The sequence below is a fragment of the Pseudomonas sp. THAF187a genome (assembly GCF_009363395.1).
GTDB lineage: Bacteria > Pseudomonadota > Gammaproteobacteria > Pseudomonadales > Pseudomonadaceae > Aquipseudomonas > Aquipseudomonas khazarica.
In genome coordinates, this window is sequence record NZ_CP045349.1 from 1,757,556 (window position 1) to 1,782,469 (window position 24,914).

General features: G+C 64.7%; 27 protein-coding genes. 24 read left to right on the forward strand and 3 right to left on the reverse strand.

Features of this window, described 5'->3' with window-relative positions; genetic code table 11:
- Nucleotides 1-92 precede the first annotated feature (92 nt).
- Nucleotides 93-3,143 carry a ribonuclease E gene (rne, locus tag FIV02_RS08220; RefSeq protein ID WP_152488331.1) on the reverse strand — a complete coding sequence of 1,017 codons (3,051 nt, stop codon included), beginning with the start codon at nt 3,141-3,143 and terminating at the stop codon, nt 93-95.
- Nucleotides 3,144-3,721: 578 nt separating this feature from the next.
- Between rne and rluC the strand changes: the two genes are divergently transcribed.
- From rluC to sppA, 3 genes are read left to right on the forward strand one after another with little or no spacing between them, the layout of a single operon-like run.
- Entirely contained in the window at nt 3,722-4,675 is a 954-nt protein-coding gene (rluC, locus tag FIV02_RS08225) for a 23S rRNA pseudouridine(955/2504/2580) synthase RluC (RefSeq protein ID WP_047591277.1), read from the forward strand.
- A complete protein-coding gene (locus tag FIV02_RS08230) occupies nt 4,668-5,363 on the forward strand; it encodes an HAD-IA family hydrolase (RefSeq protein ID WP_152488332.1) in 696 nt (231 codons plus the stop codon). Before rluC ends, FIV02_RS08230 begins: the two co-directional genes overlap by 8 nt.
- On the forward strand, nt 5,353-6,330 hold the full coding sequence (gene sppA, locus FIV02_RS08235; RefSeq protein WP_037048549.1) for a signal peptide peptidase SppA: 978 nt from the start codon (nt 5,353-5,355) through the stop codon (nt 6,328-6,330). Before FIV02_RS08230 ends, sppA begins: the two co-directional genes overlap by 11 nt.
- Nucleotides 6,331-6,389: 59 nt before the next feature.
- Here sppA and FIV02_RS08240 read toward each other — a convergent pair whose 3' ends face one another.
- Nucleotides 6,390-6,971: a nucleoside triphosphate pyrophosphatase gene (locus FIV02_RS08240; RefSeq protein WP_152488333.1), complete on the reverse strand. Its 582-nt coding sequence runs from the start codon at nt 6,969-6,971 to the stop codon at nt 6,390-6,392.
- Nucleotides 6,972-7,080: 109 nt separating this feature from the next.
- On the opposite strand from FIV02_RS08240, the gene FIV02_RS08245 reads away from it, so the two are divergent.
- The 13 genes from FIV02_RS08245 to FIV02_RS08305 all read left to right on the forward strand — a co-directional run bounded on the left by FIV02_RS08245 (nt 7,081) and on the right by FIV02_RS08305 (nt 17,314).
- Nucleotides 7,081-7,608, forward strand: coding sequence for a YceD family protein (locus tag FIV02_RS08245; protein WP_037048544.1), 528 nt, complete (start codon nt 7,081-7,083; stop codon nt 7,606-7,608).
- A 13-nt stretch (nt 7,609-7,621) separates the two neighbouring features.
- Nucleotides 7,622-7,804 (forward strand): 50S ribosomal protein L32, encoded by a 183-nt coding sequence (gene rpmF, locus FIV02_RS08250; protein ID WP_037048542.1) that lies wholly within the window; start codon nt 7,622-7,624, stop codon nt 7,802-7,804.
- A 3-nt stretch (nt 7,805-7,807) separates the two neighbouring features.
- Complete coding sequence (plsX, locus tag FIV02_RS08255; protein ID WP_081876437.1) at nt 7,808-8,818, forward strand: phosphate acyltransferase PlsX; 1,011 nt, start codon at nt 7,808-7,810, stop codon at nt 8,816-8,818.
- Nucleotides 8,819-8,943: 125 nt separating this feature from the next.
- Entirely contained in the window at nt 8,944-9,882 is a 939-nt protein-coding gene (fabD, locus tag FIV02_RS08260; protein ID WP_152488334.1) for an ACP S-malonyltransferase, read from the forward strand.
- A 24-nt stretch (nt 9,883-9,906) separates the two neighbouring features.
- On the forward strand, nt 9,907-10,650 hold the full coding sequence (fabG, locus tag FIV02_RS08265) for a 3-oxoacyl-ACP reductase FabG (RefSeq protein WP_037048534.1): 744 nt from the start codon (nt 9,907-9,909) through the stop codon (nt 10,648-10,650).
- A gap of 196 nt (nt 10,651-10,846) precedes the next feature.
- Nucleotides 10,847-11,083, forward strand: a complete 237-nt coding sequence (gene acpP, locus FIV02_RS08270) for an acyl carrier protein (protein WP_003245177.1) — start codon at nt 10,847-10,849, stop codon at nt 11,081-11,083.
- A 111-nt stretch (nt 11,084-11,194) separates the two neighbouring features.
- Nucleotides 11,195-12,439, forward strand: a complete 1,245-nt coding sequence (gene fabF / locus FIV02_RS08275; RefSeq protein WP_037048531.1) for a beta-ketoacyl-ACP synthase II — start codon at nt 11,195-11,197, stop codon at nt 12,437-12,439.
- Complete coding sequence (pabC, locus tag FIV02_RS08280) at nt 12,439-13,254, forward strand: aminodeoxychorismate lyase (protein WP_152488335.1); 816 nt, start codon at nt 12,439-12,441, stop codon at nt 13,252-13,254. The genes fabF and pabC overlap by 1 nt, the downstream gene beginning before the upstream one ends.
- Before the next feature lie 3 nt (nt 13,255-13,257).
- Entirely contained in the window at nt 13,258-14,313 is a 1,056-nt protein-coding gene (gene mltG / locus FIV02_RS08285) for an endolytic transglycosylase MltG (protein ID WP_047591261.1), read from the forward strand.
- Nucleotides 14,314-14,322: 9 nt separating this feature from the next.
- Complete coding sequence (gene tmk / locus FIV02_RS08290) at nt 14,323-14,955, forward strand: dTMP kinase (RefSeq protein ID WP_037048525.1); 633 nt, start codon at nt 14,323-14,325, stop codon at nt 14,953-14,955.
- On the forward strand, nt 14,948-15,940 hold the full coding sequence (locus tag FIV02_RS08295) for a DNA polymerase III subunit delta' (protein ID WP_152488336.1): 993 nt from the start codon (nt 14,948-14,950) through the stop codon (nt 15,938-15,940). Before tmk ends, FIV02_RS08295 begins: the two co-directional genes overlap by 8 nt.
- 125 nt (nt 15,941-16,065) lie before the next feature.
- Nucleotides 16,066-16,422, forward strand: a complete 357-nt coding sequence (locus FIV02_RS08300; RefSeq protein WP_003245164.1) for a PilZ domain-containing protein — start codon at nt 16,066-16,068, stop codon at nt 16,420-16,422.
- A 109-nt stretch (nt 16,423-16,531) separates the two neighbouring features.
- Nucleotides 16,532-17,314, forward strand: coding sequence for a TatD family hydrolase (locus FIV02_RS08305; RefSeq protein WP_152488337.1), 783 nt, complete (start codon nt 16,532-16,534; stop codon nt 17,312-17,314).
- A gap of 256 nt (nt 17,315-17,570) precedes the next feature.
- Here FIV02_RS08305 and FIV02_RS08310 read toward each other — a convergent pair whose 3' ends face one another.
- Nucleotides 17,571-18,704, reverse strand: coding sequence for an aminotransferase class V-fold PLP-dependent enzyme (locus FIV02_RS08310; protein ID WP_152488338.1), 1,134 nt, complete (start codon nt 18,702-18,704; stop codon nt 17,571-17,573).
- Nucleotides 18,705-18,779: 75 nt separating this feature from the next.
- Between FIV02_RS08310 and FIV02_RS08315 the strand changes: the two genes are divergently transcribed.
- From FIV02_RS08315 to FIV02_RS08350, 8 genes are all read left to right on the forward strand, one after another.
- Nucleotides 18,780-19,403: a TetR/AcrR family transcriptional regulator gene (locus FIV02_RS08315; RefSeq protein WP_037048515.1), complete on the forward strand. Its 624-nt coding sequence runs from the start codon at nt 18,780-18,782 to the stop codon at nt 19,401-19,403.
- Between the two features lie 79 nt (nt 19,404-19,482).
- Entirely contained in the window at nt 19,483-20,451 is a 969-nt protein-coding gene (locus FIV02_RS08320; RefSeq protein ID WP_047591247.1) for a GTP 3',8-cyclase MoaA, read from the forward strand.
- Nucleotides 20,452-20,549: 98 nt separating this feature from the next.
- The gene (locus FIV02_RS08325) at nt 20,550-21,443 is read left to right on the forward strand and encodes a radical SAM protein (RefSeq protein ID WP_152488339.1); all 894 of its coding nucleotides are present in this window, start codon (nt 20,550-20,552) and stop codon (nt 21,441-21,443) included.
- Nucleotides 21,444-21,516: 73 nt separating this feature from the next.
- Complete coding sequence (locus FIV02_RS08330; protein ID WP_152488340.1) at nt 21,517-22,119, forward strand: DUF4823 domain-containing protein; 603 nt, start codon at nt 21,517-21,519, stop codon at nt 22,117-22,119.
- A gap of 112 nt (nt 22,120-22,231) precedes the next feature.
- A complete protein-coding gene (locus FIV02_RS08335; RefSeq protein ID WP_134676217.1) occupies nt 22,232-22,801 on the forward strand; it encodes a DUF1285 domain-containing protein in 570 nt (189 codons plus the stop codon).
- A gap of 22 nt (nt 22,802-22,823) precedes the next feature.
- Nucleotides 22,824-23,354 (forward strand): GNAT family N-acetyltransferase, encoded by a 531-nt coding sequence (locus tag FIV02_RS08340; protein ID WP_152488341.1) that lies wholly within the window; start codon nt 22,824-22,826, stop codon nt 23,352-23,354.
- Complete coding sequence (locus FIV02_RS08345; RefSeq protein WP_134676215.1) at nt 23,351-23,674, forward strand: low molecular weight protein tyrosine phosphatase family protein; 324 nt, start codon at nt 23,351-23,353, stop codon at nt 23,672-23,674. Before FIV02_RS08340 ends, FIV02_RS08345 begins: the two co-directional genes overlap by 4 nt.
- Before the next feature lie 87 nt (nt 23,675-23,761).
- Complete coding sequence (locus tag FIV02_RS08350) at nt 23,762-24,901, forward strand: DUF1624 domain-containing protein (protein WP_152488342.1); 1,140 nt, start codon at nt 23,762-23,764, stop codon at nt 24,899-24,901.
- The last annotated feature ends 13 nt before the right edge of the window (nt 24,902-24,914 follow it).

Consider the following 24,914-nt stretch of genomic DNA (forward strand, 5'->3'; position numbering starts at 1 on the left):
TGCGCTGCTCCAGGCACTTCACTCGCGGTGACGGAAAGCGGACATGAAAAAGGGGATGCCTAGGCATCCCCTTTTTGCGTACCGCCGGAGGATCAAACCTGAGGTTTGATCTCCTCCTTCTCGGCGGCCGCTTCTTCTTCCGGCTGTGCCTGTTCTACCGCTTCGCTCGCAACCTGCTCGCTGGCAGCAGGGGCTGCTTCAGCGCTCGGCTCGACGGCAGGGGCTGCCTCTTCGCTTTCGCTTGCAGTGGCGCTCGGCTCTTCAACCGGGGCGCTTTCCACGACTGCCGGCTCGTTCTGCTCGGCCGGTGCGGCGGCGGCCGCTTCGGCGGCTTCACGGGCCAGGCGCTCGGCTTCGCGCTGACGACGACGCACTTCGCGCGGGTCGTTCGAGGCGCGGCCGGTGGCATTGGCCGGAACTGCTTCCGCTGCCGGAGCGACTTCCTCGGCTACTGCCGGAGCAGGTTCCTGGGCGGCTTCGACGACCGGCTCGGGCTGTGCAACCGGCTCGACAGCAGGGGCTTCGACGGCTGCCGGCTCTTCGGCTGCAGCGGCAGGGGCTGCCTCGACCGCCGGTTCGGCGACCACAGCGCTCTCGACCACGTCGCTCACTGGGGCTTCGGCTGGCGCCTCGACCGGCTGTGCGGCAGGCGCTTCAGCCTCGGCGGCCTCGACTGCTGGCACTTCTGCGGCCGGCGCTTCGCTGGCGACGGCTTCGCTGCTGTCGACGCTTTCTGCAACGACCGCTGCGGCAGTGGCGACTGCGACCGGGGTGGCGGCCTGGGCATCGTTGCCGGCGGCTTCGCTGTTCTCGGCGCTCTCGATCAGGTTGCCATCGGCATCACGCTGACGCTCGCGACGGTTGCTGCGGCGACGCTGACCGCGAGAGCGACGACGCGGGCGCTCGCCTTCGCCGTTACCCTGCTCGTCGTCTTGCAGTTGCTCTTCGTTCGGCAGCGCTTCGTCCTGTACGGCCTCGGTCTGCTCGGCGCGCGGCTGACGCTCCTCGCGTGGCGGACGCTGACGCTCCTGGCGCTCGCCGCGTGGCTGGCGCTCGGCGCGCTGCTCGGCGCGCTGCTCGTCGCGTTGCTCGTTGCCAGCGTCCAGCGGCTCGCGCAGTTCGCGCACGCGCTCTTCACGCGGGGCACGCTCTTCGCGCGGCTTGCGCTCGCGACGGTTCTCCTGGCCTTCGCGCGGTGCGCGTTCTTCACGCGGAGCACGCTCTTCGCGCGGCTGGCGCTCTTCACGGGGCTCGCGGGCCTGACGCTCTTCACGCGGGGCGCGCTCTTCACGAGGCTTGCGCTCGTCGTCACCACGGCGACCGCCGCGGTTACGGCTCTGCTGGCGACCGTTGCGACGCTCTTCGCGCGGCGGACGCTCCTTGCTCTTCTTCTCGACCACCGCCGGCTGGACTTCTTCTTCCTTGCCGGCGAACAGGCTGACCAGCGACTTCACCAGGCCCTTGAACAGGCTCGGCTCCGGTGCGCTGACGGGGGCCAGCGGCGCTTGCGCCTGCGGCTCGGCGGCGACCGGCGCGTTGCTGCGCGGTGCGGCCTTGATCGCGGCTTCCTGGCGAACCAGGGTGCGGGTGGCAGCGGCGGGGTGGGCGGCTGCGTCCTCGGCCTCGGTGGTGGCGGCGATTTCGTAGCTGGTCTGGCTGCTCAGGGCTTCCGGACTGTCGTCACGCAGGCGCTGGACTTCGAAGTGCGGCGTTTCCAGGTGATCGTTCGGCAGGATCACGATGCGCGCGCGGGTGCGCAGTTCGATCTTGGTGATCGAGTTGCGCTTCTCGTTGAGCAGGAAGGCGGCGACCGGGATTGGTACCTGGGCGCGGACTTCGGCGGTGCGATCCTTCAGCGCTTCTTCTTCGATCAGGCGCAGGATGGCCAGCGACAGGGATTCGACGTCGCGGATGATGCCTTGACCGTTGCAGCGCGGGCAGACGATGCCGCTGGTCTCGCCGAGGGACGGACGCAGGCGCTGACGGGACATTTCCAGCAGGCCGAAGCGCGAGATGCGGCCAACCTGAACGCGGGCGCGGTCGGCTTCCAGGGCTTCGCGGACTTTCTCTTCCACGGCGCGCTGGTTCTTCGCCGGGGTCATGTCGATGAAGTCGATGACGATCAGGCCGCCGATGTCACGCAGGCGCAGCTGGCGGGCGATTTCCTCGGCCGCTTCCAGGTTGGTCTGCAGGGCGGTTTCTTCGATGTCGCTGCCTTTGGTGGCGCGCGCCGAGTTGATGTCGATGGACACCAGGGCTTCGGTCGGGTCGATGACGATGGAGCCGCCGGACGGCAGCTTCACTTCACGCTGGAAGGCGGTTTCGATCTGGCTTTCGATCTGGAAGCGGTTGAACAGCGGCACGCTGTCTTCGTACAGCTTGATCTTGCTGGCGTACTGCGGCATCACCTGCTGGATGAAGGACAGGGCTTCTTCCTGGGCTTCGACGCTGTCGACCAGCACTTCGCCGATGTCCTGGCGCAGGTAGTCGCGGATGGCGCGGATGATGACGTTGGATTCCTGGTAGATCAGGAACGGGGCAGGGCGGCTGGTGGAGGCTTCCTTGATGGCGCTCCACAGTTGCAGCAGGTAATCGAGGTCCCACTGCATTTCTTCGCTGGAGCGGCCCAGACCGGCGGTGCGCACGATCAGGCCCATGTCGGCCGGAGCGTCGAGGCCATTGAGCGCTTCACGCAGTTCGTTGCGCTCTTCGCCTTCGATGCGGCGGCTGATGCCACCTGCACGCGGGTTGTTCGGCATCAGGACCAGGTAGCGGCCGGCCAGGCTGATGAAGGTGGTCAGGGCCGCGCCCTTGTTGCCGCGTTCTTCCTTCTCGACCTGGACGATGACTTCCTGGCCTTCCTTGAGTACGTCCTTGATATTGACGCGGCCGCCTTCAGGGGCCTTGGAGAAGTATTCGCGAGAGATTTCTTTGAGGGGGAGGAAACCGTGACGTTCGGAACCGAAATCGACGAAGGCGGCTTCAAGGCTGGGTTCGACGCGAGTGATGCGGCCTTTGTAGATGTTGGCCTTCTTCTGTTCGCGGGCGCCGGACTCGATGTCCAGGTCGTAGAGTTTTTGGCCATCTACCAGGGCAACACGCAACTCTTCGGGCTGAGTCGCGTTAATCAGCATTCTTTTCATGTGGTACCAATGGGCTCCGGGCTAGCGGAAGCCACGTTAGGCACACACGACTATCAGAGTCGGTGTCAGGCGCGTCAGAAACGGTCGTAAATCGTTCCACTGTCTAGCGACGGTCGGCCATCGAGGGCCGCGGTCGCGACGGACGTCTCCTGCTTGCTGTGGTGACAGAAAGCACTCAGTCAGGAGGAGGAATCAACTGGCGGAAGCGGACGAGATGAGGCGTCTTTGATCAAGCTATGAGCTACGCAGTCCGACAGTTGTACATCTCCACCCTACACGTATCGCTGAAAATCGGGTGCCGCGCGCGGATTCCGCAGCGGTTGTCAGTTACCGCGACCGCCCCACTGGGCGAGTCGCGCATCATACTCAAGGCGTTGTTTCCGAATTCTTCACGGCCTTTTGCGGCCTTCTAACACTGAACAATCCGTCGGACGGCCTCACGTCCTGAAAGGGTTGCGCGGGCAGGGGATGGCAAGTTTGGCGATCATCCGCAAGCCAGGCCACTTTTGGCGGCGTTCGCGACTATAGCAGCAATGATTAAGTGCTTCAATTCCATAAAAAATTGTTATGATTGCGCGATGACTACTCCTGCCTCTCCAACCTCCGGCGTCCAGCTGATCGAGGTTGCACCGGAACTCGCCGGCCAACGCATCGACAATTTCCTCCGGACACAGCTCAAGGGCGTGCCCAAGACCCTGATTTACCGCATCCTGCGCAAGGGCGAGGTGCGCGTGAACAAGGGGCGCATCAAGCCCGAGTACAAGCTGCAGGCTGGCGACGTGGTGCGGGTGCCGCCGTTGCGCCTGGCCGAGCGCGATGAGCCCGAGCCGCTGGCTCAGGGCCTGCTGGAGCGCCTCGAAGCAGCCATCGTCTACGAGGACAAGGCGCTGATCGTGCTGAACAAGCCGGCGGGTATCGCCGTGCATGGTGGCAGCGGCCTGAACTATGGGGTGATCGAGGCGTTTCGCCAGCTGCGCCCCGATGCCAAGGATCTGGAGCTGGTGCACCGCCTGGATCGTGATACCTCGGGTCTGCTGATGATCGCCAAGAAACGCAGCATGCTGCGTCATCTGCATGAAGCGCTGCGCGGTGATGGCGTCGACAAGCGCTACATGGCGCTGGTGCGCGGGCACTGGGCGACGGCCAAGAAACAGGTCAATGCGCCGCTGCAGAAGAGCAACCTGCGTTCCGGCGAGCGCATGGTCGAGGTTGATGGGGAAGGCAAGGAGGCGCTGACGCTGTTCCGCGTGCTGCGCCGCTTCGGTGACTTCGCCACCCTGGTCGAGGCCAAGCCGGTCACCGGGCGTACCCACCAGATCCGCGTGCATGCCAAGCATGCCGGGCACTCCATCGCCGGTGATTCCAAGTACGGCGATGACGAATTCACGCGCGAGATTCGCGAGCTGGGCGGCAAGCGCCTGTTCCTGCATGCCTACGAGCTGCATGTGCCGCTGCCGGATGGTGGCGTGCTGAAGCTCGAGGCACCGGTGGACGAGGTGTGGGCCAGGACCCTGGAGCGTCTGAGTGCCTGACTATCAACTGCTGGTCTTCGATTGGGATGGCACGCTGGTCGACTCCATCGGCCGCATCGTCGAGGCCATGCATCGCGCTGCCGATATCACTGGCGTGCCGCGCTGCAGCGATGTGGCGGTGCGCGGCATCATCGGTCTGGAGTTGGGGGTGGCGATCGGCACGCTCTATCCGGAACTCGATGAACCGTTGCGCATCGAAGCCATTCGGCGCGCCTACAGCGAGCAGTACCTGACGCTGGAAACCGAGCCGTCGCCGCTGTTCGATGGCGTGCGCGAGTCGCTCGAAGTCTTTCGCGAGCAGGGCTATCGTCTGGCGGTCGCGACCGGCAAGGGGCGCAAGGGGCTGCATCGGGTGCTGGCGGACAAGGGCTGGCTGGACTACTTCGACATCACCCGCTGCGCTGACGAGACGGCGAGCAAGCCGGATCCGCTGATGCTGCACGAGATTCTTGCGCATTGCCGGGTGCAGCCCGAGCGGGCGTTGATGGTGGGGGATTCGACCTTCGATCTGCTCATGGCGCGCAATGCCGGAATGGACGCGGTAGCGGTCGGTTTCGGTGCCCAGCCATTGTCGGTTCTGCGTGAATGTGCGCCGCGTTTGGCAATCAACGAGTTCAATGAGCTGCGCGCGTGGCTGGAAGGCCGCCCTGCGCAGCATCCTTCAGAGGTGAGTGAGCATGTCGGATGAGTGGAAGTCATCGTCGTCGTCGGGCGAGGATGCCAAGAGCTGGAAACTGCTTGAGAAAACCCTGCTTTCAAGCGTGCAGGAGCAGCGTCGGTCTCGGCGCTGGGGGATCTTTTTCAAGCTGCTGACCTTCATCTATCTGTTCGGTGCGCTGGCGCTGGTGTTGCCGGCGCTCGACCTGAAGTCGGCCTCGACCACGACGGCGCACACGGCGCTGATCGAGATTCGCGGCATGATCGCCGACCGTGAGGAAGCCAGTGCCGACAAGGTGGTGGGCAGCCTGCGTGCGGCGTTCGAGGATAGCAACACCAAGGGTGTGATCCTGCGTATCAATAGCCCGGGCGGCAGTCCCGTGCAGTCGGGCTACATCTATGACGAGATTCGTCGCCTGCGTGGCGAGTACCCGCAGACCAAGGTCTACGCGGTGATCAGCGATCTCGGGGCATCCGGCGCCTACTACATCGCCAGTGCGGCGGACGAGATCTACGCCGACAAGGCCAGTCTGGTCGGCTCGATCGGGGTCACGGCGGCCAGTTTCGGCTTCGTCGATACCATGGAGAAGCTGGGTGTCGAGCGTCGCGTCTACACCTCCGGCGAGCACAAGGCCTTTCTCGACCCGTTCCAGCCGCAGAAGGAAGAGGAAACACGCTTCTGGAAGACTGTGCTGGAAACCACGCACCGTCAGTTCATCGACAGCGTGAAGAAGGGGCGGGGTGAGCGACTCAAGGCGGATGAGCATCCCGAGCTGTTCTCCGGCCTGATCTGGTCCGGCGAGCAGGCTCTGCAGTTGGGTCTGATCGATGCCCTGGGCAGTGCCAGCTATGTGGCGCGCGAGGTGATCGGCGAGAAGGAAATGGTCGACTACACCCAGCGTGACACGCCGTTCGATCGCTTCGCCAAGCGTCTGGGTACCAGTGTGGCGGATCGTATCGCGCTGTGGATGGGCTTCCAGGGGCCGACACTGCGCTGAGGAATGCTCCCGTAGGGCGGGTGTGGCCCGCCAGTCTCGGTCGGCGGCTTGCGCCCGCCCTACGGTATCTCGACGCCCTCGTTGAGCAGCATGTCCACCAGGCGGATCAGTGGCAGGCCGACCAGGCTGGTGGCGTCTTCGCCTTGCGTGCTGCGGAACAGGCTGATGCCCAGACCCTCGGATTTGAAACTGCCGGCGCAGTCGAAAGGTTGTTCGCGCTGCAGGTAGCGCAGGATCTGTCCGTCATCGAGCGGACGAAAATGCACGGTGAAGGGAACGCAGTCGACCTGGCATCGGCCGCTGCCGGTGTCGAGCAGGGCCAGGCCGGTGAGAAAGGTGACGCTGCTGCCGCTGGCGGCACGCAGTTGCTGCTGGGCCCTTGGCAGGTCATGGGGTTTGCCGAGAATCTGGCCGTCGCTGAGGATGGCGACCTGGTCCGAGCCGATGATCAGGTGGTCGGGGTGCTGGTCGGCCAGTGCGCGGGCCTTCGTCTCGGCCAGGCGCCTGACCAGGTCGATGCCGGTTTCGTCTGCCAGGCGGGTTTCGTCGATGCTCGGCGACTGCCAGGTGAAGGGCAGTTGCAGGCGGTCGAGCAGTTCGCGGCGGTAGGGCGAGCTGGAGGCGAGCAGCAGCGCGGGCATGTTCTCTTCCTTATATAAGTGGGCGAGAAATTCTACTGGTCGTGCCTGGGTGAATACAGGCTCAATTTCCTTTGACACGGGCAGGGTGCATCCCTAGAATGCTGCGCCTATGTTGAATGGGCCGATTCCACCTCACGTTGATCCGCGCAAGCTCGCCGACCGCGAAGCTACCCTTGAAGGGCAGCTCGAACTGGCCAGCCTGCCGCGTCTCTGCGACCCGCTTGCCGATACGGCGGGCGCGGTGCAGGCGAAGTTTCACTTCGGGCGTGACGAGCAGAAAACTGTGGTGATCCGCAGTGAGCTCGAGGTTGAGGTCAAAATGGTCTGCCAGCGTTGTCTGGAGCTGGTCGCGCTACCCATCCGCAGCGAATGTGAATACGCGGTGGTCCGGGTTGGAGCGAACACTCAGTCCTTGCCGAAGGGCTACGACGTGCTGGAAGTGGGTGAGGAGCCGCTGGAGCTGCTCGGTCTGGTCGAGGATGAATTGCTTCTCGCCCTGCCGATCGTTCCTGCTCACGCCCCAGGTGATTGCCAGCAGCCGGACGGTCTCGATGAGCCCGAGCCGGGCGAGGACGAGGTATCGCGGTCCAACCCGTTCAGTGTATTGGCGCAGTTAAAGCGTGACCCAAACGTTTAGGAGTTAATGAGTTATGGCTGTTCAGCAGAACAAAAAATCCCGTTCCGCCCGCGATATGCGCCGTTCGCACGACGCACTCGAGGCCAGCGCCCTGTCCGTAGAGAAGAGCACCGGTGAAGTTCACCTGCGCCACCACGTTTCTCCGGAAGGCGTATACCGCGGTCGTAAAGTGATCGACAAGGGCGCTGACGAGTAATCCTTGTCCGCCTCGATCATCGCGATTGATGCAATGGGTGGGGACTTCGGTCCCCACTGCATTGTTCCGGCCTGCATTTCCGCGCTGGCCGAGTTCCCCTCGCTACACCTGACCCTCGTCGGTCAAGCTCCCCTCATCGAAGAACAGCTCGCTCGCCAGTCCGGCGTCGATCGCGCGCGCCTGCAGGTTCATCACGCCAGTGAAGTGATTGCCATGGACGAGCGTCCGGCTCAGGCACTGCGCGGCAAGCCCGATGCTTCGATGCGCGTGGCGCTGGAGTTGGTGCGGCAGCGTCAGGCGCACGCCTGCGTCAGTGCCGGCAACACCGGTGCGCTGATGGCGTTGTCGCGCTATCTGCTCAAGACCCTGCCGGGGATCGATCGGCCGGCCATGGTCAGTCCGATACCCACCGAGCGGGGCCATTGCTACCTGCTGGACCTGGGCGCCAACGTCGACTGCAGCGCCGAGCACCTCTACCAGTTCGCCATCATGGGCGCGGTCGCGGCCGAGACGCTGGGTATCGCGCGGCCACGGGTGGCGCTGCTCAATGTCGGCACGGAGGACATCAAGGGCAACCAGCAGGTCAAGCTCGCCGCCAGCATGCTGCAGCAGGCGCATGGGCTGAACTTCGTCGGCTACATAGAAGGTGACGGTGTCTATCGCGGCGAGGCCGACGTGGTGGTGTGCGACGGTTTCGTCGGCAACATCCTGCTCAAGTCCAGCGAGGGGCTCGCGCGAATGGTCACCGGGCGGGTCGAGGCGCTGTTCAGGGAGGGGCTGTTCGCCCAGGCCATCGGCGCCCTGGCGATGCCGCTGCTGCGTCGCCTCAAGGCCGATCTGGCGCCCGCACGGCACAACGGCGCGAGTTTTCTCGGGCTGCAGGGCATTGTCGTGAAGAGCCATGGCGCCGCCGGCCAGGAGAGTTTCCAGAGCGCCATTCGCTGCGCGCTGCGCGAGGTGCAGGAGAATCTGCCGCAGCGACTGCATGGTCGACTCGAGGACTTGTTGTTGTAGACTCGTCGCGTTTTCGCTGTGTGACGGGGCCGGAATGTGACCGCGGCGCGTAGCCTGTCATCCAACTGTCAGTTTGCTGCGCCAGGCTCGCCTGGCGCTGGTTTTTCGACTCAAGGGACTTATTCATGTCTGCATCCCTCGCATTCGTCTTCCCCGGTCAGGGTTCGCAAGCCCTGGCCATGCTCGCCGATCACGGTGCCCAGCAGAAGCTGGTGCTCGATACCTTCGGCGAGGCTTCCGAAGCCCTCGGTTACGACCTCTGGGCGCTGACCCAGCAAGGTCCGGAAGAGCAACTGAACCAGACCGACAAGACCCAGCCGGCCATCCTCACGGCCTCCATCGCCCTGTGGCGTCTGTGGCAGGCCGAGGGCGGCGCCAAGCCGGCATTCGTCGCCGGTCACAGCCTGGGTGAGTACTCCGCGCTGGTTGCCGCTGGCAGCATCACGTTCGCCGATGCCGTGAAACTGGTCGAGCGCCGTGGCCAGCTGATGCAGCAGGCCGTGCCGGCCGGGCAGGGCGGCATGGCGGCGATTCTCGGTCTGGAGGACGCCGACGTGCTGGCCGCTTGTGCCGAGGCGGCGCAAGGTGACGTGGTCAGCGCGGTCAACTTCAACGCCCCGGGTCAGGTGGTGATTGCCGGTAGCGCCGCTGCCGTCGAGCGCGCCATCGAGGCCTGCAAGGCGCGTGGCGCCAAGCGCGCCATGGCGCTGCCGGTCAGCGTGCCGTCGCACTGCGCGCTGATGAAACCCGCCGCCGAGCGTTTCGCCGAGTCGGTCGAGGCGCTGAGCTGGCAGGCCCCGCAGATTCCGCTCGTGCAGAACGTCAGTGCTGCCGTGGTATCCGATCTGGCCACCCTGAAGGCCGACCTCCTGGCTCAGCTGTACAGCCCGGTGCGCTGGGTCGAGTCCATCGTGCGTCTGTCCGAGCAGGGCGTGACCGATCTGGTCGAGTGCGGCCCGGGCAAGGTGCTCGGCGGTCTGAACAAGCGCTGCGTCAAGGGTATCAATACCCACAACCTGGATACCCCCGACGCCTTCGCTGCAGCTCGCGCTGCGCTGGCTTGAAACGGTTTTGGAAAGGAGAAGCACATGAGTCTGCAAGGTAAAGTCGCGCTGGTCACCGGCGCCAGCCGTGGTATCGGCCAGGCCATCGCTCTGGAGCTGGGCCGTCAGGGCGCCATCGTCATCGGTACCGCCACCAGCGCCTCGGGCGCCGAGCGTATTGCCGAAACCCTGAAGGCCAATGGTGTCGAAGGCGCCGGCCTGGTGCTCGACGTGAGCAACGACGAATCCGTTGCCAGCACCCTCGAACATATCCAGCAACATCTTGGCCAGCCGTTGATCCTGGTCAACAACGCCGGTATCACCCGTGACAACCTGATGCTGCGCATGAAGGACGACGAGTGGTTCGACGTCATCAATACCAACCTGAACAGCCTCTACCGCCTGTCCAAGGCCGTGCTGCGTGGCATGACCAAGGCGCGTTTCGGGCGCATCATCAACATCGGTTCCGTCGTTGGGGCCATGGGCAACGCCGGGCAGGTCAACTACGCTGCTGCCAAGGCCGGCCTGGAAGGTTTCAGCCGCGCACTGGCGCGTGAAGTGGGTTCCCGTGGTATCACGGTCAACTCGGTGGCTCCTGGTTTCATCGACACCGACATGACTCGCGAGCTGCCGGAAGCCCAGCGCGATGCGCTGCTGACGCAGATTCCGCTGGGTCGTCTGGGGCAGGCCGAAGAGATCGCCAAGGTGGTCGGTTTCCTGGCTTCCGATGGCGCAGGTTACGTCACCGGGGCTACTATCCCGGTGAATGGCGGTATGTACATGAGCTGAATGTGACGCGAGCCATCAGAAAACTGTCATAGTCGCTGTCTAAAATCCGTTATAAAGCTGCAACAGGTTTATAGACAGATCGTTGAAGTGTTCCTGGGGGCTCCCCGGCATTCAGCTTGAAATGCTAAAAACCCTTTCTATACACTTGGCCGCTACCAGCTGCCTGGATTTGTCCAATTAGGAGTGAAAACAAGGTATGAGCACCATCGAAGAACGCGTCAAGAAAATCGTTGCCGAGCAACTTGGCGTTAAAGAAGAGGAAGTTACCAACAGCGCTTCCTTCGTCGAAGACCTGGGTGCCGACTCTCTTGACACCGTTGAGCTGGTGATGGCTCTCGAAGAAGAATTCGAGACCGAGATCCCGGACGAGCAAGCAGAGAAGATCACCACCGTTCAGGAAGCCATCGACTACGTGACTGCCCACGCGCAATAAGTCACCGTCAGCTTTCTGACCGAGAAAAGCCGCACTGCCCTAAACAGGCGTGCGGCTTTTCTTTACGTGCAGGGCGCATGCAGCGCCTGAGTAGAACAAGAGGAGATTGCTGTGTCGCGTAGACGCGTCGTGGTTACCGGTATGGGCATGCTGTCGCCGCTGGGTAACGATGTGCCGAGCAGCTGGCAGGGCATTTTGGCCGGGCGCAGTGGCATCGGTCTGATCGAACACATGGACCTGTCCGCCTACTCCACCCGTTTTGGCGGGTCGGTCAAGGACTTCAACGTCGAGGAGTACCTCTCCGCCAAGGAGGCGCGCAAGCTCGACCTGTTCATCCAGTACGGTCTCGCTGCCTGCTTCCAGGCTGTGCGTGATTCCGGCCTGGATATCACCGACGCCAATCGTGAGCGTATCGGTGTGGCCATGGGCTCCGGCATCGGCGGCCTGACCAATATCGAGAACAACTGCAAATCGTTGCACGAGCAGGGGCCACGGCGCATTTCGCCGTTCTTCGTGCCGGGCTCGATCATCAACATGATTTCCGGTTTCCTGTCGATCCACCTGGGTCTGCAGGGGCCGAACTACGCCATCGCCACGGCGTGCACCACGGGCACCCACTGCATTGGCATGGCGGCGCGCAACATCGCCTACGGCGAAGCCGACGTGATGGTCGCCGGTGGTGCCGAGATGGCGGCCTGCGGCCTCGGCATGGGCGGCTTCGGCGCGGCGCGTGCGCTGTCCACGCGTAACGACGAGCCGACCAGGGCCAGTCGTCCCTGGGACAAGGGCCGTGACGGCTTCGTGCTGTCCGATGGCTCCGGTGCGCTGGTGCTGGAAGAGCTCGAGCACGCCAAGGCGCGCGGTGCCACCATCCATGCCGAGCTGATCGGCTTCGGCATGAGCGGTGACGCCTTCCACATGACCTCGCCGCCCGAGGATGGCGCCGGTGCCGCTCGCTGCATGGCCAACGCCCTGCGCGATGCCGGTATCAACGCTGACCAGGTGCAGTACGTCAACGCTCACGGCACTTCCACCCCGGCCGGCGATCTCGCCGAAGCGGCTGCGTTGAAGAGCGTGTTCGGCGAGCATGCCTATCAGCTGTCGGTCAGCTCGACCAAGTCGATGACCGGCCACCTGCTGGGCGCCGCCGGTGCGGTGGAGGCGATCTTCAGCATCCTCGCGCTGCGCGATCAGGTCGCACCGCCGACCATCAACCTGGACGAGCCGGACGAAGGCTGCGACCTGGACTTCGTGGCGCACCAGGCCAAGGCCATGCCGATCGAGATCGCCCTGTCGAACTCCTTCGGTTTCGGCGGCACCAACGGCTCGCTGCTGTTCCGTCGGTTCCACGGCTGATGCTGAGCTGGGTCAACGGCGCGCCCGGCGAGCAGTTGTCGGTTCGCGACCGTGGCCTGGCTTACGGCGATGGTCTGTTCGAGACCATCGCCGTGCGTGGCGGGCAGATCACGCTGCTGGCGCGGTACATGGCGCGTCTTGCGCAAGGCTGTCGGCGCCTGTCCATCGCGCTCGACATGACCCTGATGCAGCACGAGCTGCAGGCGTTCGCCGCGCAGCTCGGTGACGGCGTGGCCAAGCTCACCGTTACCCGTGGCCAGGGGCAGCGCGGTTATGCGCCGCCACAGCCTTGCCAGCCTCTGCGTATCCTGCAGGCGGCGCCCATGCCGCACTACCCAGCCGAGCATGCCGAGCAGGGCGTGCGCCTGTTCCCCTGCGCGACCCGTCTGGCCGAGCAGCCGCTGCTGGCCGGGCTCAAGCACCTCAATCGCCTCGAACAGGTGCTGGCACGTGCCGAATGGCAGGATGCCGACTGCGCCGAAGGCCTGATGCGTGACTGTACGGGGCGGGTGATTGAGGGCGTCTACAGCAACCTGTTCCTGGTTGTCGGGGGGCGCTTGCTGACCGCCGAGCTGTCGCGCTGCGGCGTGGCGGGGGTGATGCGTGCCGAGATCCTGCATCAGGCCGAGCGCCTCGGTCTGCCCATCGAATCACGGGACATTTCCCACGACGAACTGCTGGCGGCGGACGAAGTCTTTCTCTGCAACAGCCTCTACGGCATCTGGCCGGTACGGGCGCTGCAGGAACGATACTGGCCGGTCGGGCCGCTCACCCGTAAACTGCAGGCCATCGTTCGCGACCTATTGAGTAAATAACTGGTGCTACGCAAGATCTTGGTGCTGCTCGAGTGCGGCGTGCTACTGGCTGCGCTGCTGGTAGTGGTTGCCGCCTGGCAACAGCAGAGGGCGCTCGAGCAACCCCTGCATCTGAATGACGAGCTGCTGCTGGAAGTGCCTGCGGGCGCGACACCCGGCGGCCTGCTCAATCGCCTGCAAGCCGAGGGGGTGATCGACAATGCCTTCTGGCTGCGCCTGTACTGGCGTTTCAACCTGCGTGCTCCGGCGCTGCACAGCGGCGAATACCGCCTGCTGCCCGAGCAGACGGCCCAGGATGTGCTGAACCTGTGGCGGCGCGGCGAGGTGGTGCAGTACAGCATGACCCTGGTCGAGGGCTGGAACTTCCGTCAGGTCCGCGCTGCACTGGCGCGCCAGGAGCGTCTGCAGCAGCGCCTGGCCGATCTCTCCGACGACGAGCTGATGGAGCGCCTGGGCCTCGGAGGGCAGAACCCGGAAGGGCGTTTCTTCCCCGATACCTACCGTTTCGTGCGTGGCATGAGCGACGAGGACCTGCTCAGGCAGGCCAATGCCCGCCTCGAATCCGTGCTAGCCGAGGAATGGCAGCAGCGCGCCGAGGGGCTGCCCTATCGCGAGCCTTACGATGCGTTGATCATGGCCTCGATGATCGAGAAGGAAACCGGCGTACCCGAAGAGCGTGGCGAGATCGCCGGTGTGTTCGTGCGGCGCCTGCGCATCGGCATGCGTCTGCAGACCGACCCTACCGTGATCTACGGCATGGGCGAGCGCTACAAGGGGCGGATCACCCGTGCCGATCTGCGTACCCCGACGCCTTACAACACCTACACCATCGATGGCATGCCGCCGACGCCGATCGCCATGGTCGGCCGCGAAGCCATTCATGCCGCGCTCAACCCGCGTGAAGGCAAGTCGCTGTATTTCGTCGCCAGGGGCGACGGCAGCCACGTGTTCTCCAATAGCCTGGCCGAGCACAATCGCGCCGTGCGCGAGTACCAGCTCAAGCGCCGCGCCGACTATCGCTCCAGCCCCGCGCCCAGCGCGGCGGCCGAAACTGAATAAGGGCAATCCGTGACCGGTCTGTTCATCACCCTGGAAGGCCCGGAAGGTGCCGGTAAAAGCACCAACCGCGAGTACCTCGCCGAACGTCTGCGCGAGCAGGGCGTCGACGTGCTGCTCACCCGCGAGCCTGGCGGAACACCGCTGGCCGAGCGCATTCGCGAGCTGCTGCTGGCGCCGAGTGACGAGCCGATGGCGGCCGATACCGAGCTGCTGCTGGTGTTCGCCGCGCGCGCCCAGCATCTGCAGCAGGTCATTCGCCCGGCCCTGGCCAGGGGCAGCGTGGTGTTGTGCGACCGTTTCACCGACGCCACCTACGCCTACCAGGGCGGTGGGCGCGGTCTGTCCACGGCGCGCATCGCGCAACTCGAGCAGTTCGTGCAGGGTGAGCTGCGTCCTGACCTGACGCTGATCTTCGACCTGCCCGTGGAGGTCGGCCTGGCCCGCGCCGCTGCCCGTGGTCGCCTGGATCGTTTCGAGCAGGAGCAGCGCAGCTTCTTCGAGTCGGTGCGTCACGCCTACCTGGCGCGTGCCGAACAGTCGCCACAGCGCTATCGGGTGCTCGATGCCGGGCAGAGCCTGGCGCAGGTGCAGGCCGATATAGATGCCCTGTTGCCGAGTCTGCTGGAGGCGTGCCGTGGCTGAGGTCTACCCCTGGCAGGAGAATCTCTGGCAGCAGCTGGCCGGGCGCGCACAGCATGCCCATGCCTATCTGCTGCACGGCCCGGCCGGGATCGGCAAGCGCGCCCTGGCCGAGCGGCTGATGGCGCGGCTGCTGTGCCTAAGCCCGAACGGGCTGGATGCCTGCGGCAACTGCAAGTCCTGTCACCTGCTGGCGGCGGGCACCCATCCTGACAACTTCGTCCTCGAACCCGAGGAGGCGGACAAGCCGATCAAGGTCGACCAGGTTCGCGAGCTGGTCGAGTTCGTGGTGCAGACCGCGCAGCTCGGCGGGCGCAAGGTGGTGTTGCTGGAGCCGGCCGAGGCGATGAACCTGAATGCTGCCAACGCACTGCTGAAAAGCCTGGAAGAGCCGTCCGGCAACACCGTGCTGTTGCTGATCAGCCATCAGCCCAGTCGCCTGTTGCCGACCATCAAGAGCCGCTGCGTGCAGCAGGCCTGTCCGTTGCCGAGCGAGGCCGTGAGCCTGGTCTGGCTGGCTCAGGCGTTGCCCGAGCTGGGCGACGAGGAACGTGCCGATCTGCTGACCCTCGCTGCGGGCTCGCCCCTGGCGGCGCTGCGCATGCACGCGCAGGGCGTGCGCGAACAGCGCGCCCAGGCGGTGGAGGGCGTGAAGAAGCTGCTCAAGCAGCAGGTATCGCCCAGCCAGTTGGCCGAGAGCTGGAACGCGCTGCCGCTGAATCTGCTGTTCGACTGGTTCTGCGACTGGGCGCAGCTCATGCTGCGTTACCAGCTGACCCGGGACGAGGAGGGGTTGGGCCAGGCCGACATGCGCAAGGTGGTGCAGTACCTGGCGGACAAGACCGCGCAGGACAAGGTGCTGGCCATCCAGGAGTGGTTGCTGGCGCAGCGGCAGAAGGTGATGGGCAAGGCCAACCTCAATCGCGTACTGCTGCTCGAAGCCCTGCTGGTGCAGTGGGCTGCGCTACCTGCCACGGGGCGAGGCTGACCCGGCAGCCGTCGGATTCGGCAGGGCGTCACATTCTGCTGGCTGTGGGCCATGCGCTGGTTTGCGTAGCAGCATGAACAGGCCCTAGAATCAACCATTAAGCAATAAACGCTAGGAATGCGCTGATGAGCCTGCCACCCAATCTTGGGCCCCGTAACGGAATCCTGTCCCTGACCATCAAGGACAAGTCCGTGCTGTATGCGGCCTATATGCCTTTCATCAAGAATGGCGGTCTCTTCATCCCCACCAACAAGAGCTACAAGCTCGGTGACGAAGTGTTCATGCTGCTCAACCTGATGGATGAGCCGGAAAAGATCCCGGTCGCCGGCAAGGTGGTGTGGATCACCCCGAAAGGCGCCCAGGGCAACCGCGCTGCCGGGGTCGGGGTGCAGTTCAACGACGGTGACAACACCGCACGCAACAAGATCGAGACCTACCTCGCCGGTGCGCTGAAGTCCGACCGCCCGACCCACACGATGTAATGCAGCCGGCCGCGAACCTGCCTCGTCGCGGCCAGGCACCTGCCGGTCAGGCAGTCAGCGTCCGCTTTCGATTACAATTCGGGCTTTCCCTTTGCCCGAGTTTCCCGCTGTGCTGATCGACTCCCACTGCCACCTTGATCGTCTCGACCTCGCCGCCCATGGCGGTTCGCTGGATGCTGCCTTGGACGCGGCACGCGCCGCTGGCGTGGGACATTTTCTGTGCATCGGCGTCAGTGCCGACAACGCCGCGACCGTGAAAGGCCTGGCCGAGCGCTACGCGGATGTCGACTGCTCGGTGGGGATACACCCGCTGGACCTAGAGCCGGGCGCGGCGCCGGCACTCGACTGGCTGCTGGGCGAACTGGCGCATCCGAAGGTGGTGGCCATCGGTGAAACCGGGTTGGACTACCACTACGAGCCCGAGTCCGCCGGCCTGCAGCAGGCGTCGTTCCGCCTGCACCTCGAGGCGGCGCGTATCACCGGCAAGCCGGTCATCGTGCATACCCGCGAGGCCCGTGCCGATACCCTGGCGCTGCTGCGCGAAGCCGCGCTGCCGCAGGCCGGCGTACTGCACTGCTTCACCGAAGACTGGGAAATGGCCAGGGCGGCGCTGGACATCGGCTTCTACATCTCGCTGTCCGGCATCGTCACCTTCCGCAATGCCGAAGCGCTGCGCGAGGTCGCCCGTCAGGTGCCGGCCGATCGCCTGCTGGTGGAGACTGATTCGCCTTACCTGGCGCCGGTGCCGCATCGCGGCAAGCCCAACCTGCCGCAATACGTGCGCGAGGTCGCCGAGTACCTGGCCGTGCTGCGTGGCGTGAGCTACGAGACCCTGGCCGAGCAGACCTCCAGCAACTTCAAGCGACTGTTCCCGCTGGCCGGCGTCGCCTGAGGTCGAGGCATGGCCGGAGCGCCTGCGCGGCGGCCGCACGGCAGACAAAAAAAACCCGGACTCTGGGGGATGAATCCGGGTCAAGACCATTAGGAGTAAATCAAGGTACGCGGTCCACGGTACCTCGGCTGACGGGGCACTTGGGGGGAGATGCCGCGCGTCAGTAACTTTCAGTATTGGCCATGCTGGCCGGGCGTCCAGAGCAAATCGTGTGTTTTTTAAACAGATTTGGAATACCCCGGGCGCTGCTGAGTCCTCACCCTTTTGCCAGCTGGGCCAGCAGGTTCAGCGTCTCCTCGATGACCCGCTGCGAGGTGTAGAAATGCGGCGACAGGCGCACGCCGAGCCCGCGTTGCGCGCAGATCATCTGATCCTCGCGCAGGCGCTGATGTAACGCCGCATTGTCCCAACCGGCCAGGCTGAAGTTGAGGATGCCGGCCCGGCGTTGTGCCGCGAGCGGGCTGTGCAGCGTGGCGCCCGGCAGTCTGGCAATGCCCTCGCTCAACTGCTGCACGCGTTGTTCCAGGCATTCGCCGACCCGTAGCATACCGACCGCCTCGAGCAGCGACAGGCTCGCGTCGAGGGCGAAGGTGCCGAGCATGTTCGGGCTGCCGCATTCGAAGCGCCGGGCACTGCGCGCCGGCTGCCAATCCTGGCGGGTGTAGTCGCCGGCGTGTTCCAGCATGTGCCAGCCGTACTCGTGCAGCTGCAGGCGATCACGTACCGCCGTGCGGCAATAGAACACGCCCAGGCCTTCGGGGCCGAGCATCCACTTGTGCCCGTCGGCCATGGCGAAATCGCAGTCGTAGGCCTGCACGTCGAAGGGCAGGGCGCCGAGCTGCTGGATGGCATCGATGCTGAACAGCACGCCGTGCTGGCGGCAGCCCTGGCCCAGGCGTGGCAGGTCCAGGCGCAGGCCGCTGGCGAACTGCACCGCGCTGACCGAGAGCAGGCGGGTGCGCGGGCCGATGGCCGCGAGCAGGGCGCCTTCCGGGTCGCCTCCGCTCAGGCCGACCTCGATCACCTCGACGCCCCGGGAGGCCAGGGCGAGCCAGACGATGCGGTTGGAGGGAAACTCCTCGTCGCTGATGATCACCTGATCGCCTGCGCGCCAATCCAGCCCGAAGGCGACGAAGGACAGCGCCTCGGAGGTGTTCTTGACCAGGGCTATATCGCCTGTGCTCGGTGCGTTCATCAGACGCACCAGGCGTTCGCGCAGACTACGCTCGACTTTCAGCCAGTCGGAATAGTCACGCGCGCCGTGGGCCACGTTCGCTTCCGAGAACCGCCGAACCGCTTCAGCACTGCGTTTCGGCCAGGGTGCGACCGCCGCATGGTTGAGATAACGCAGCCCTTCTTCCTGGGGAAACTCATCATGAAACACGTACATGGTCGGATGATCCGTGCAATTTGGCTACATTTGGGCATAATAGGCCGCTTCGATTTTTGACCCCGTAGTCCCTTTATGCAGAAAGAACCCCGTAAGGTCCGCGAATTCCGTCGCCGCGAACAAGAAATTCTCGATACCGCGCTGAAACTCTTCCTCGAGCAAGGTGAAGACAGCGTTACCGTCGAGATGATCGCTGACGCGGTCGGTATCGGCAAAGGCACTATCTACAAGCACTTCAAGTCCAAGGCGGAGATCTACCTGCGCCTGATGCTCGACTACGAGCGTGATCTCAACGAGCTGCTGCATTCGGCCGATGTCGATCGCGACAAGGAAGCGTTGTCGCGTGCCTACTTCGAGTTTCGCATGCGTGATCCGCAGCGCTACCGGTTGTTCGACCGCCTGGAAGAGAAGGTGGTCAAGGGCAACCAGGTGCCGGACATGGTCGAGCAGCTGCACAAGATCCGTGCTTCCAACTTCGAGCGCCTGACCCAGCTGATCAAGGGCCGCATCGCCGAAGGCAAGCTGGAAGACGTGCCGCCGTACTTCCATTACTGCGCCGCCTGGGCGCTGGTGCACGGCGCCGTGGCGCTGTATCACTCGCCGTTCTGGAGCAACGTGCTCGAAGATCAGGAAGGCTTCTTCCAGTTCCTCATGGACATCGGCGTGCGCATGGGCAACAAGCGCAAGCGCGACGCCTGACCCTTGCATGTCGGCCATGGGAATGTCCCGTGGCCGACATGGCGATATACTCCAGCCCATTCCTCCACTGGAGTTCTCCATGATCGTCGATCGCCAGGGCAGACGCTTCCGCAACCTCCGCGTCAGCCTGACCGCCGCCTGCAACTATGCCTGCACCTACTGCGTGCCGAACGGCAAGCGCCTGGTCGCCGCACAGGATGAACTCTCTGCCGACGCCATGGCGCGTGGCGTGGCTTACCTGATCGAAGCCGCCGGCATCGAGCGCCTGCGTATCACCGGTGGTGAGCCGCTGGTCAGCACGCGCCTGGAGCCCTTCCTGCGTCAGGTCAGCCAGTTCGGCCTCGACGACATCAGCCTGACCACCAATGGCCAGTTGCTGGAGCGCAAGCTGCCGCTGCTGGTCGAGTGCGGCATTCGTCGTCTCAACGTCTCGCTCGATACCCTGGATGCCGATGCGTTCCGTGGTATCGCCCGGGGTGGCGACCTGGCCACGGTGCTCGCCGGCATGGAAGCGGCGCGTGAGGCCGGGATGAAGATCAAGGTCAACATGGTGCCGCTGCGCGGACAGAATCTCGATCAGGTGCTGCCGTTGCTGGAGTACTGCCTGGAGCGAGGTTTCGAGCTGCGTTTCATCGAACTGATGCGCATGGGCCACCTGGCGCGCGACCCCAATGCCTTCAACCAGCAGTTCGTGGGGCTGCCCGAATTGCTCGAGCTGATCGGCGGCCGCCACCAGTACGTGCAGGCCAGTGCGCCGGTGGATGCCACCGCGATGCGCTATGCCATTCCTGGCGCCGGTCATTTCGGGGTGATCGCCAACGAAAGCGTGCCGTTCTGCCGGACCTGCTCGCGCCTGCGCCTGTCGTCCACCGGCTGGTTGCACGGCTGCCTGTCGTCGAGCAACCGCCACTTCGTCGGTGATCTGCTGGACAAGCCGCGTCACCAGGCCTTGCCGGCCTTGCAGCGGCTGCTGGTCAAGGCGCTGGGCGACAAGCAGGACCTGGCGTTCTCCGGTGGCGTCACGGTGATGAAGATCATCGGCGGCTGACACGCCGCAGCCGCTGAAGCGCTGCGCGCGGCGTGGCTCGGCAGTCACGCCGCAGCCATATAGACTGTGCGGGCTTTCCCTTTGCGAGTGTGCCGCGAATGTCTGCCCGTTTCTCCATCGATTACATCGAGCCGGTTTTCCGTCCGCCGAGCGAGGCGCAGTCACTGATCCTGCCGGTCACCAACGGCTGCTCCTGGAACCAGTGCACCTTCTGCGAGATGTACACCGCCGCGCAGAAGAAATTCCGCGCGCGGGACGAGGCACAGGTGCTGGAGGAGATCCGTCGCGCAGGCGAGCAGTTGATCGTCAACCGGGTGTTCCTCGCCGATGGCGACGCCCTGGTGCTGCCGACCAGGCGCCTGCTGGCCATTCTGCAGGCCATCCGCGAGCACATGCCTGAGGTGCGCCGGGTTTCCAGCTACTGCCTGCCGCGCAACCTGCGCAAGAAATCGGTCGAGGAACTCAAGGAGCTGGCCGATGCCGGCCTGAAGATGGCCTATGTCGGCTGCGAGTCCGGCGATGACGAGGTGCTGGCGCGGGTCAACAAGGGGGAAACCTTCGACTCCAGCCTCAGCGCGCTGGACAAGCTCGGCCAGGCCGGCATCACCCGCTCGGTGATGATTCTCAACGGGCTCGGCGGCCAGGCGCTCAGCGATCAGCACGCAGACAATTCGGCGCGACTGATGAACGAGGCGCAGCCCGAATACCTGTCCACCCTGGTGGTCAGCTTTCCCATGGGCGAGGCGCGCTTTCGTGAGCAGTTCGCCGATTACCGCCCGCTGAGCCAGTTACAGCTGTTCGGTGAGGTCGAGCGTCTGCTCGCCGGGCTCGAGCTGCAGCACACGGTGTTTCGCAGTGATCATGCCTCCAACTACCTGGTGCTCAAGGGCAACCTCGGTCGTGACAAGGCGCGCCTGCTGGCCCAGGTGCGCAGCGCCATCGAGCAACCGCAGCAGGCGAACTTGCGCCAGGAGTGGCAGCGGGGGCTTTGAACAGCCTGGCGCAGAATCTGCATCTATGCCTCATCCGCCGGTTTTCCGTCACCGGCATGAGGAGGATCGATTCATGCGTAACCTGTTTCTACTGGTGGCGCTGCTGGGCCTGGCTGGCTGCATGAAGGTGAGTGACCTGGCCGATGGTGCCGAGTACCACCTGCGCGATGCCGGCGTTCTCGACCACGGCCGCACCGAGCGCATGGCCTCGCGGCGCCTGCAGCAGGACTCCTTCATCTACATCGCCCAGGGCCATTTCGTGCCGCCGGGACATGGCTATCCGCGTCCCAACGTGGTGGCGGAGGAGGCCTTCAAGGGCTTCGTCGAATACTTCCCGCTGGTGCGTCGCGCCAAACAGCCGCTGGGCCTGGAAGAGGCCATGGCCGAGGCCCGTGCGGCAGGCGCCCATTACCTGCTCTACAGCCGTTTCGCCTACAGCGACGACCGCATCGGCAACGAGGATGAATGGACGGATCAGGAGGCGCTGGATCGCCTCGGCACCGACCGCGCGTCGATCCAGCTGATGCTGATCGAGACCAACACCCGCTACCTGGTGGACACCGCGCGCATCCGCAGTCGTGGCGGTTTCCTGACGTTCTATGACGCCCAGCCCCAGGACCTGATCGGCCCGCCGCTGCACGACTATGCGCGCAGCCTGATCGGTCTCGGCCGCTGATCCGTTGCACGGGGCGCCGGGCGCGCCCTGCCAGTCAGCCGCAGGCCTTCGAGGTCAAAGCCGGCCCCAGGGTGTATCCTTGATCGTTCGCGGAAACGGACGAGGAGAGAGCATGAGCGATCCAGGCAAAGCGGGTGACCTGCTGGCGCAGATTCCCAAGGGCGAAGGCAAGGGCCTGCCGCCGGTGCACCTGTGGAACCCGGACTTCTGTGGCGACATCGACATGCGCATCGCCCGCGACGGCACCTGGTACTACCTGGGCACGCCAATCGGCCGCAAGCCGATGGTGAGGCTGTTCTCCACCATCATTCGCCGCGATGGCGACGATTATTTCCTGATCACGCCGGTGGAAAAGGTCGGCATCCAGGTCGAGGATGCGCCCTTCGTGGCCGTCACCCTGCAGGTCGAGGGGGAGGGCGAGTCGCAGCGCCTGCGCTTCACCACCAACGTCGAGGACGAGGTGGTTGGCGGCGCCGAGCACCCTATTCGCGTGGAGATCGATCCTGCGACACTCGAACCCTCGCCCTACATTCTGGTACGGCGTAACCTCGAGGCGCTGATTCACCGCAACGTGTTCTACCAGCTGGTGGAACTGGCGGTCGAGCGCGAGGTCGACGGAGAACCCTGGCTGGGCGTGTGGAGTGATGGGCAGTTCTACCCCATCGGCCCCGTGCCGGCCTGAACAGTCCTGACGAGGTGGCAAAATGGATGAGCCGCGAATCGAAACCCAGCGCCTGCTGCTGCGCACGCCACAACCCGAGGATGCCAGCGAGGTGCAGCGCCTGGCCGGCGACTTTCGTATCGCCGACGTCACCCGCAGCATTCCCCATCCCTATCCGCCCGAGTTGGCGCAACGCTGGATCGAGCGCTGCGCAGAGGAGTGGGCCAGCGGAGCCGCGGCCAACTTCATCATCACCGAGGCCGACAGCGGCAAGCTGGTCGGCTGCATGGCGCTGAAGGACATCAGCCGTGGCGAGGCCGAGGTAGGCTACTGGATCGGCGTGCCGTACTGGAGTCGCGGCTATGCCAGCGAAGCGTGCAATGCGCTGGTGGACTTCGCCTTTCGCCACCTGCGCCTGCGCCGTCTGCATGCCAGCCACCTGGCGCGCAATCCGCAGTCCGGGCGCGTGCTGTTCAAGGCCGGCTTTCGTCACCTCGGTCTGGGCCACGCCGCCTGCGGTAGCCAGGGCAAGGTGGAACCGGTCGAACTCTACGAGCAGGTGTCCGGCGAGTGATCCGTGCCTTGTTCATCTGCAGCCGCAATCGTCTGCGCAGCCCCACGGCCGAACGGGTATTCGCTGACTGGCCGGACATCGAGACCGATTCGGCCGGGCTGGCTCCCGACGCCGAGGTGCGCGTCTCGGCGGAGCAGCTCGACTGGGCGACGGTGATCCTGGTGATGGAGAAGAACCACCGCAGCAAGCTGACGCGCCAGTACCGGCAGGCGCTGGCGGGCAAGCGGGTGATCTGCCTGGATATCCCCGACGACTATGCCTACATGCAGCCAGAGCTGATCGAGCTGTTGCAGCGCAAGGTACCGGCACTGCTGCGTTGATCGCGCACGCCTGACGGTTTCGCTGGCACCGGGAGTGGCTGAAAAGTTACAGTATTACGTTTCATTCAGCCCCTGCCGAAGCCGTCCATGTCCTCCTCACGTCTGCACTCGATCGACGCCCTGCGCGGCGTGGTCATCCTCCTCATGCTGCTCGATCACGTTCGCGAAACCTTTTACCTGCATCAGCAGGTCGCAGACCCGATGGACGTGAGCAGCACCGATCCGGCGCTGTTCTTCAGCCGCACCCTGGCGCACCTGTGTGCGCCGGTGTTCATCCTGCTGACCGGGCTTTCGGCGTTTCTATACGGCGAGAAGCAGATGAGCCGGGCGGCGACCAGTGCCTTCCTGTTCAAGCGCGGTCTCTTTCTGCTGGTGCTGGAGTTCACCCTGGTCAATTTCGCCTGGACCTTCCAGTTTCCGCCCGCGGTCATCTACCTGCAGGTCATCTGGGCCATCGGCCTGAGCATGCTGGCGCTGGCGCTGCTGTTGTGGCTGCCCAGGGCCTGGCTGGCGGGCCTGGGGCTGCTGCTGGTGGCGGGGCACAACCTGCTCGATGGGCTGCATGTCGACCCGCAGTCGGCGCTGCACATTCCCTGGGCGGTGCTGCATGAGCGTGGCTGGATCCAGCTGGGCGACTCCGTGCGCCTGCGCACGTCCTATCCGCTGCTGCCGTGGATCGGGGTGATCGCCCTGGGGTATGCAATCGGTCCGTGGTTTCGCGGCACCTGCACGCCGCAGCAGCGGAGCCGCTACCTGCGCGTCGCCGGCTGCGCCGCGCTGGGGCTGTTCGTGGTGCTGCGTCTGCTCAATGGCTACGGGGAGAAACCCTGGGCGGTCGAGGCGACGGGCATGCAGACCCTGATGGGTCTGTTCAACCTCACCAAGTACCCGCCGTCACTGCTGTTCCTGGCGTTGACGCTGGGGCTTGGTCTGTTGCTGCTGGCGGCCTTCGAGCGGCGCAACGACGGGCGCATGGTGGGCACGCTGGCCGTGTTCGGCAGTGCGCCGATGTTCTTCTACCTGCTGCACCTGTACGTGTTGAAGCTGCTCTACATCGCGGCCCTGGCGATCTGGGGGAGCAACCAGGGGCATTACTTCGGCTTCGCTGCGGTGCACTGGCTCTGGCTCATGACGCTGGCGCTCGCGCTGCTGCTGTTCGCCCCGACGCGCTGGTTCGCCCGGCTCAAGGCGCGGCGGCGGGACATGCGCTGGCTGAAGTATCTCTGATCACCCACGCCGT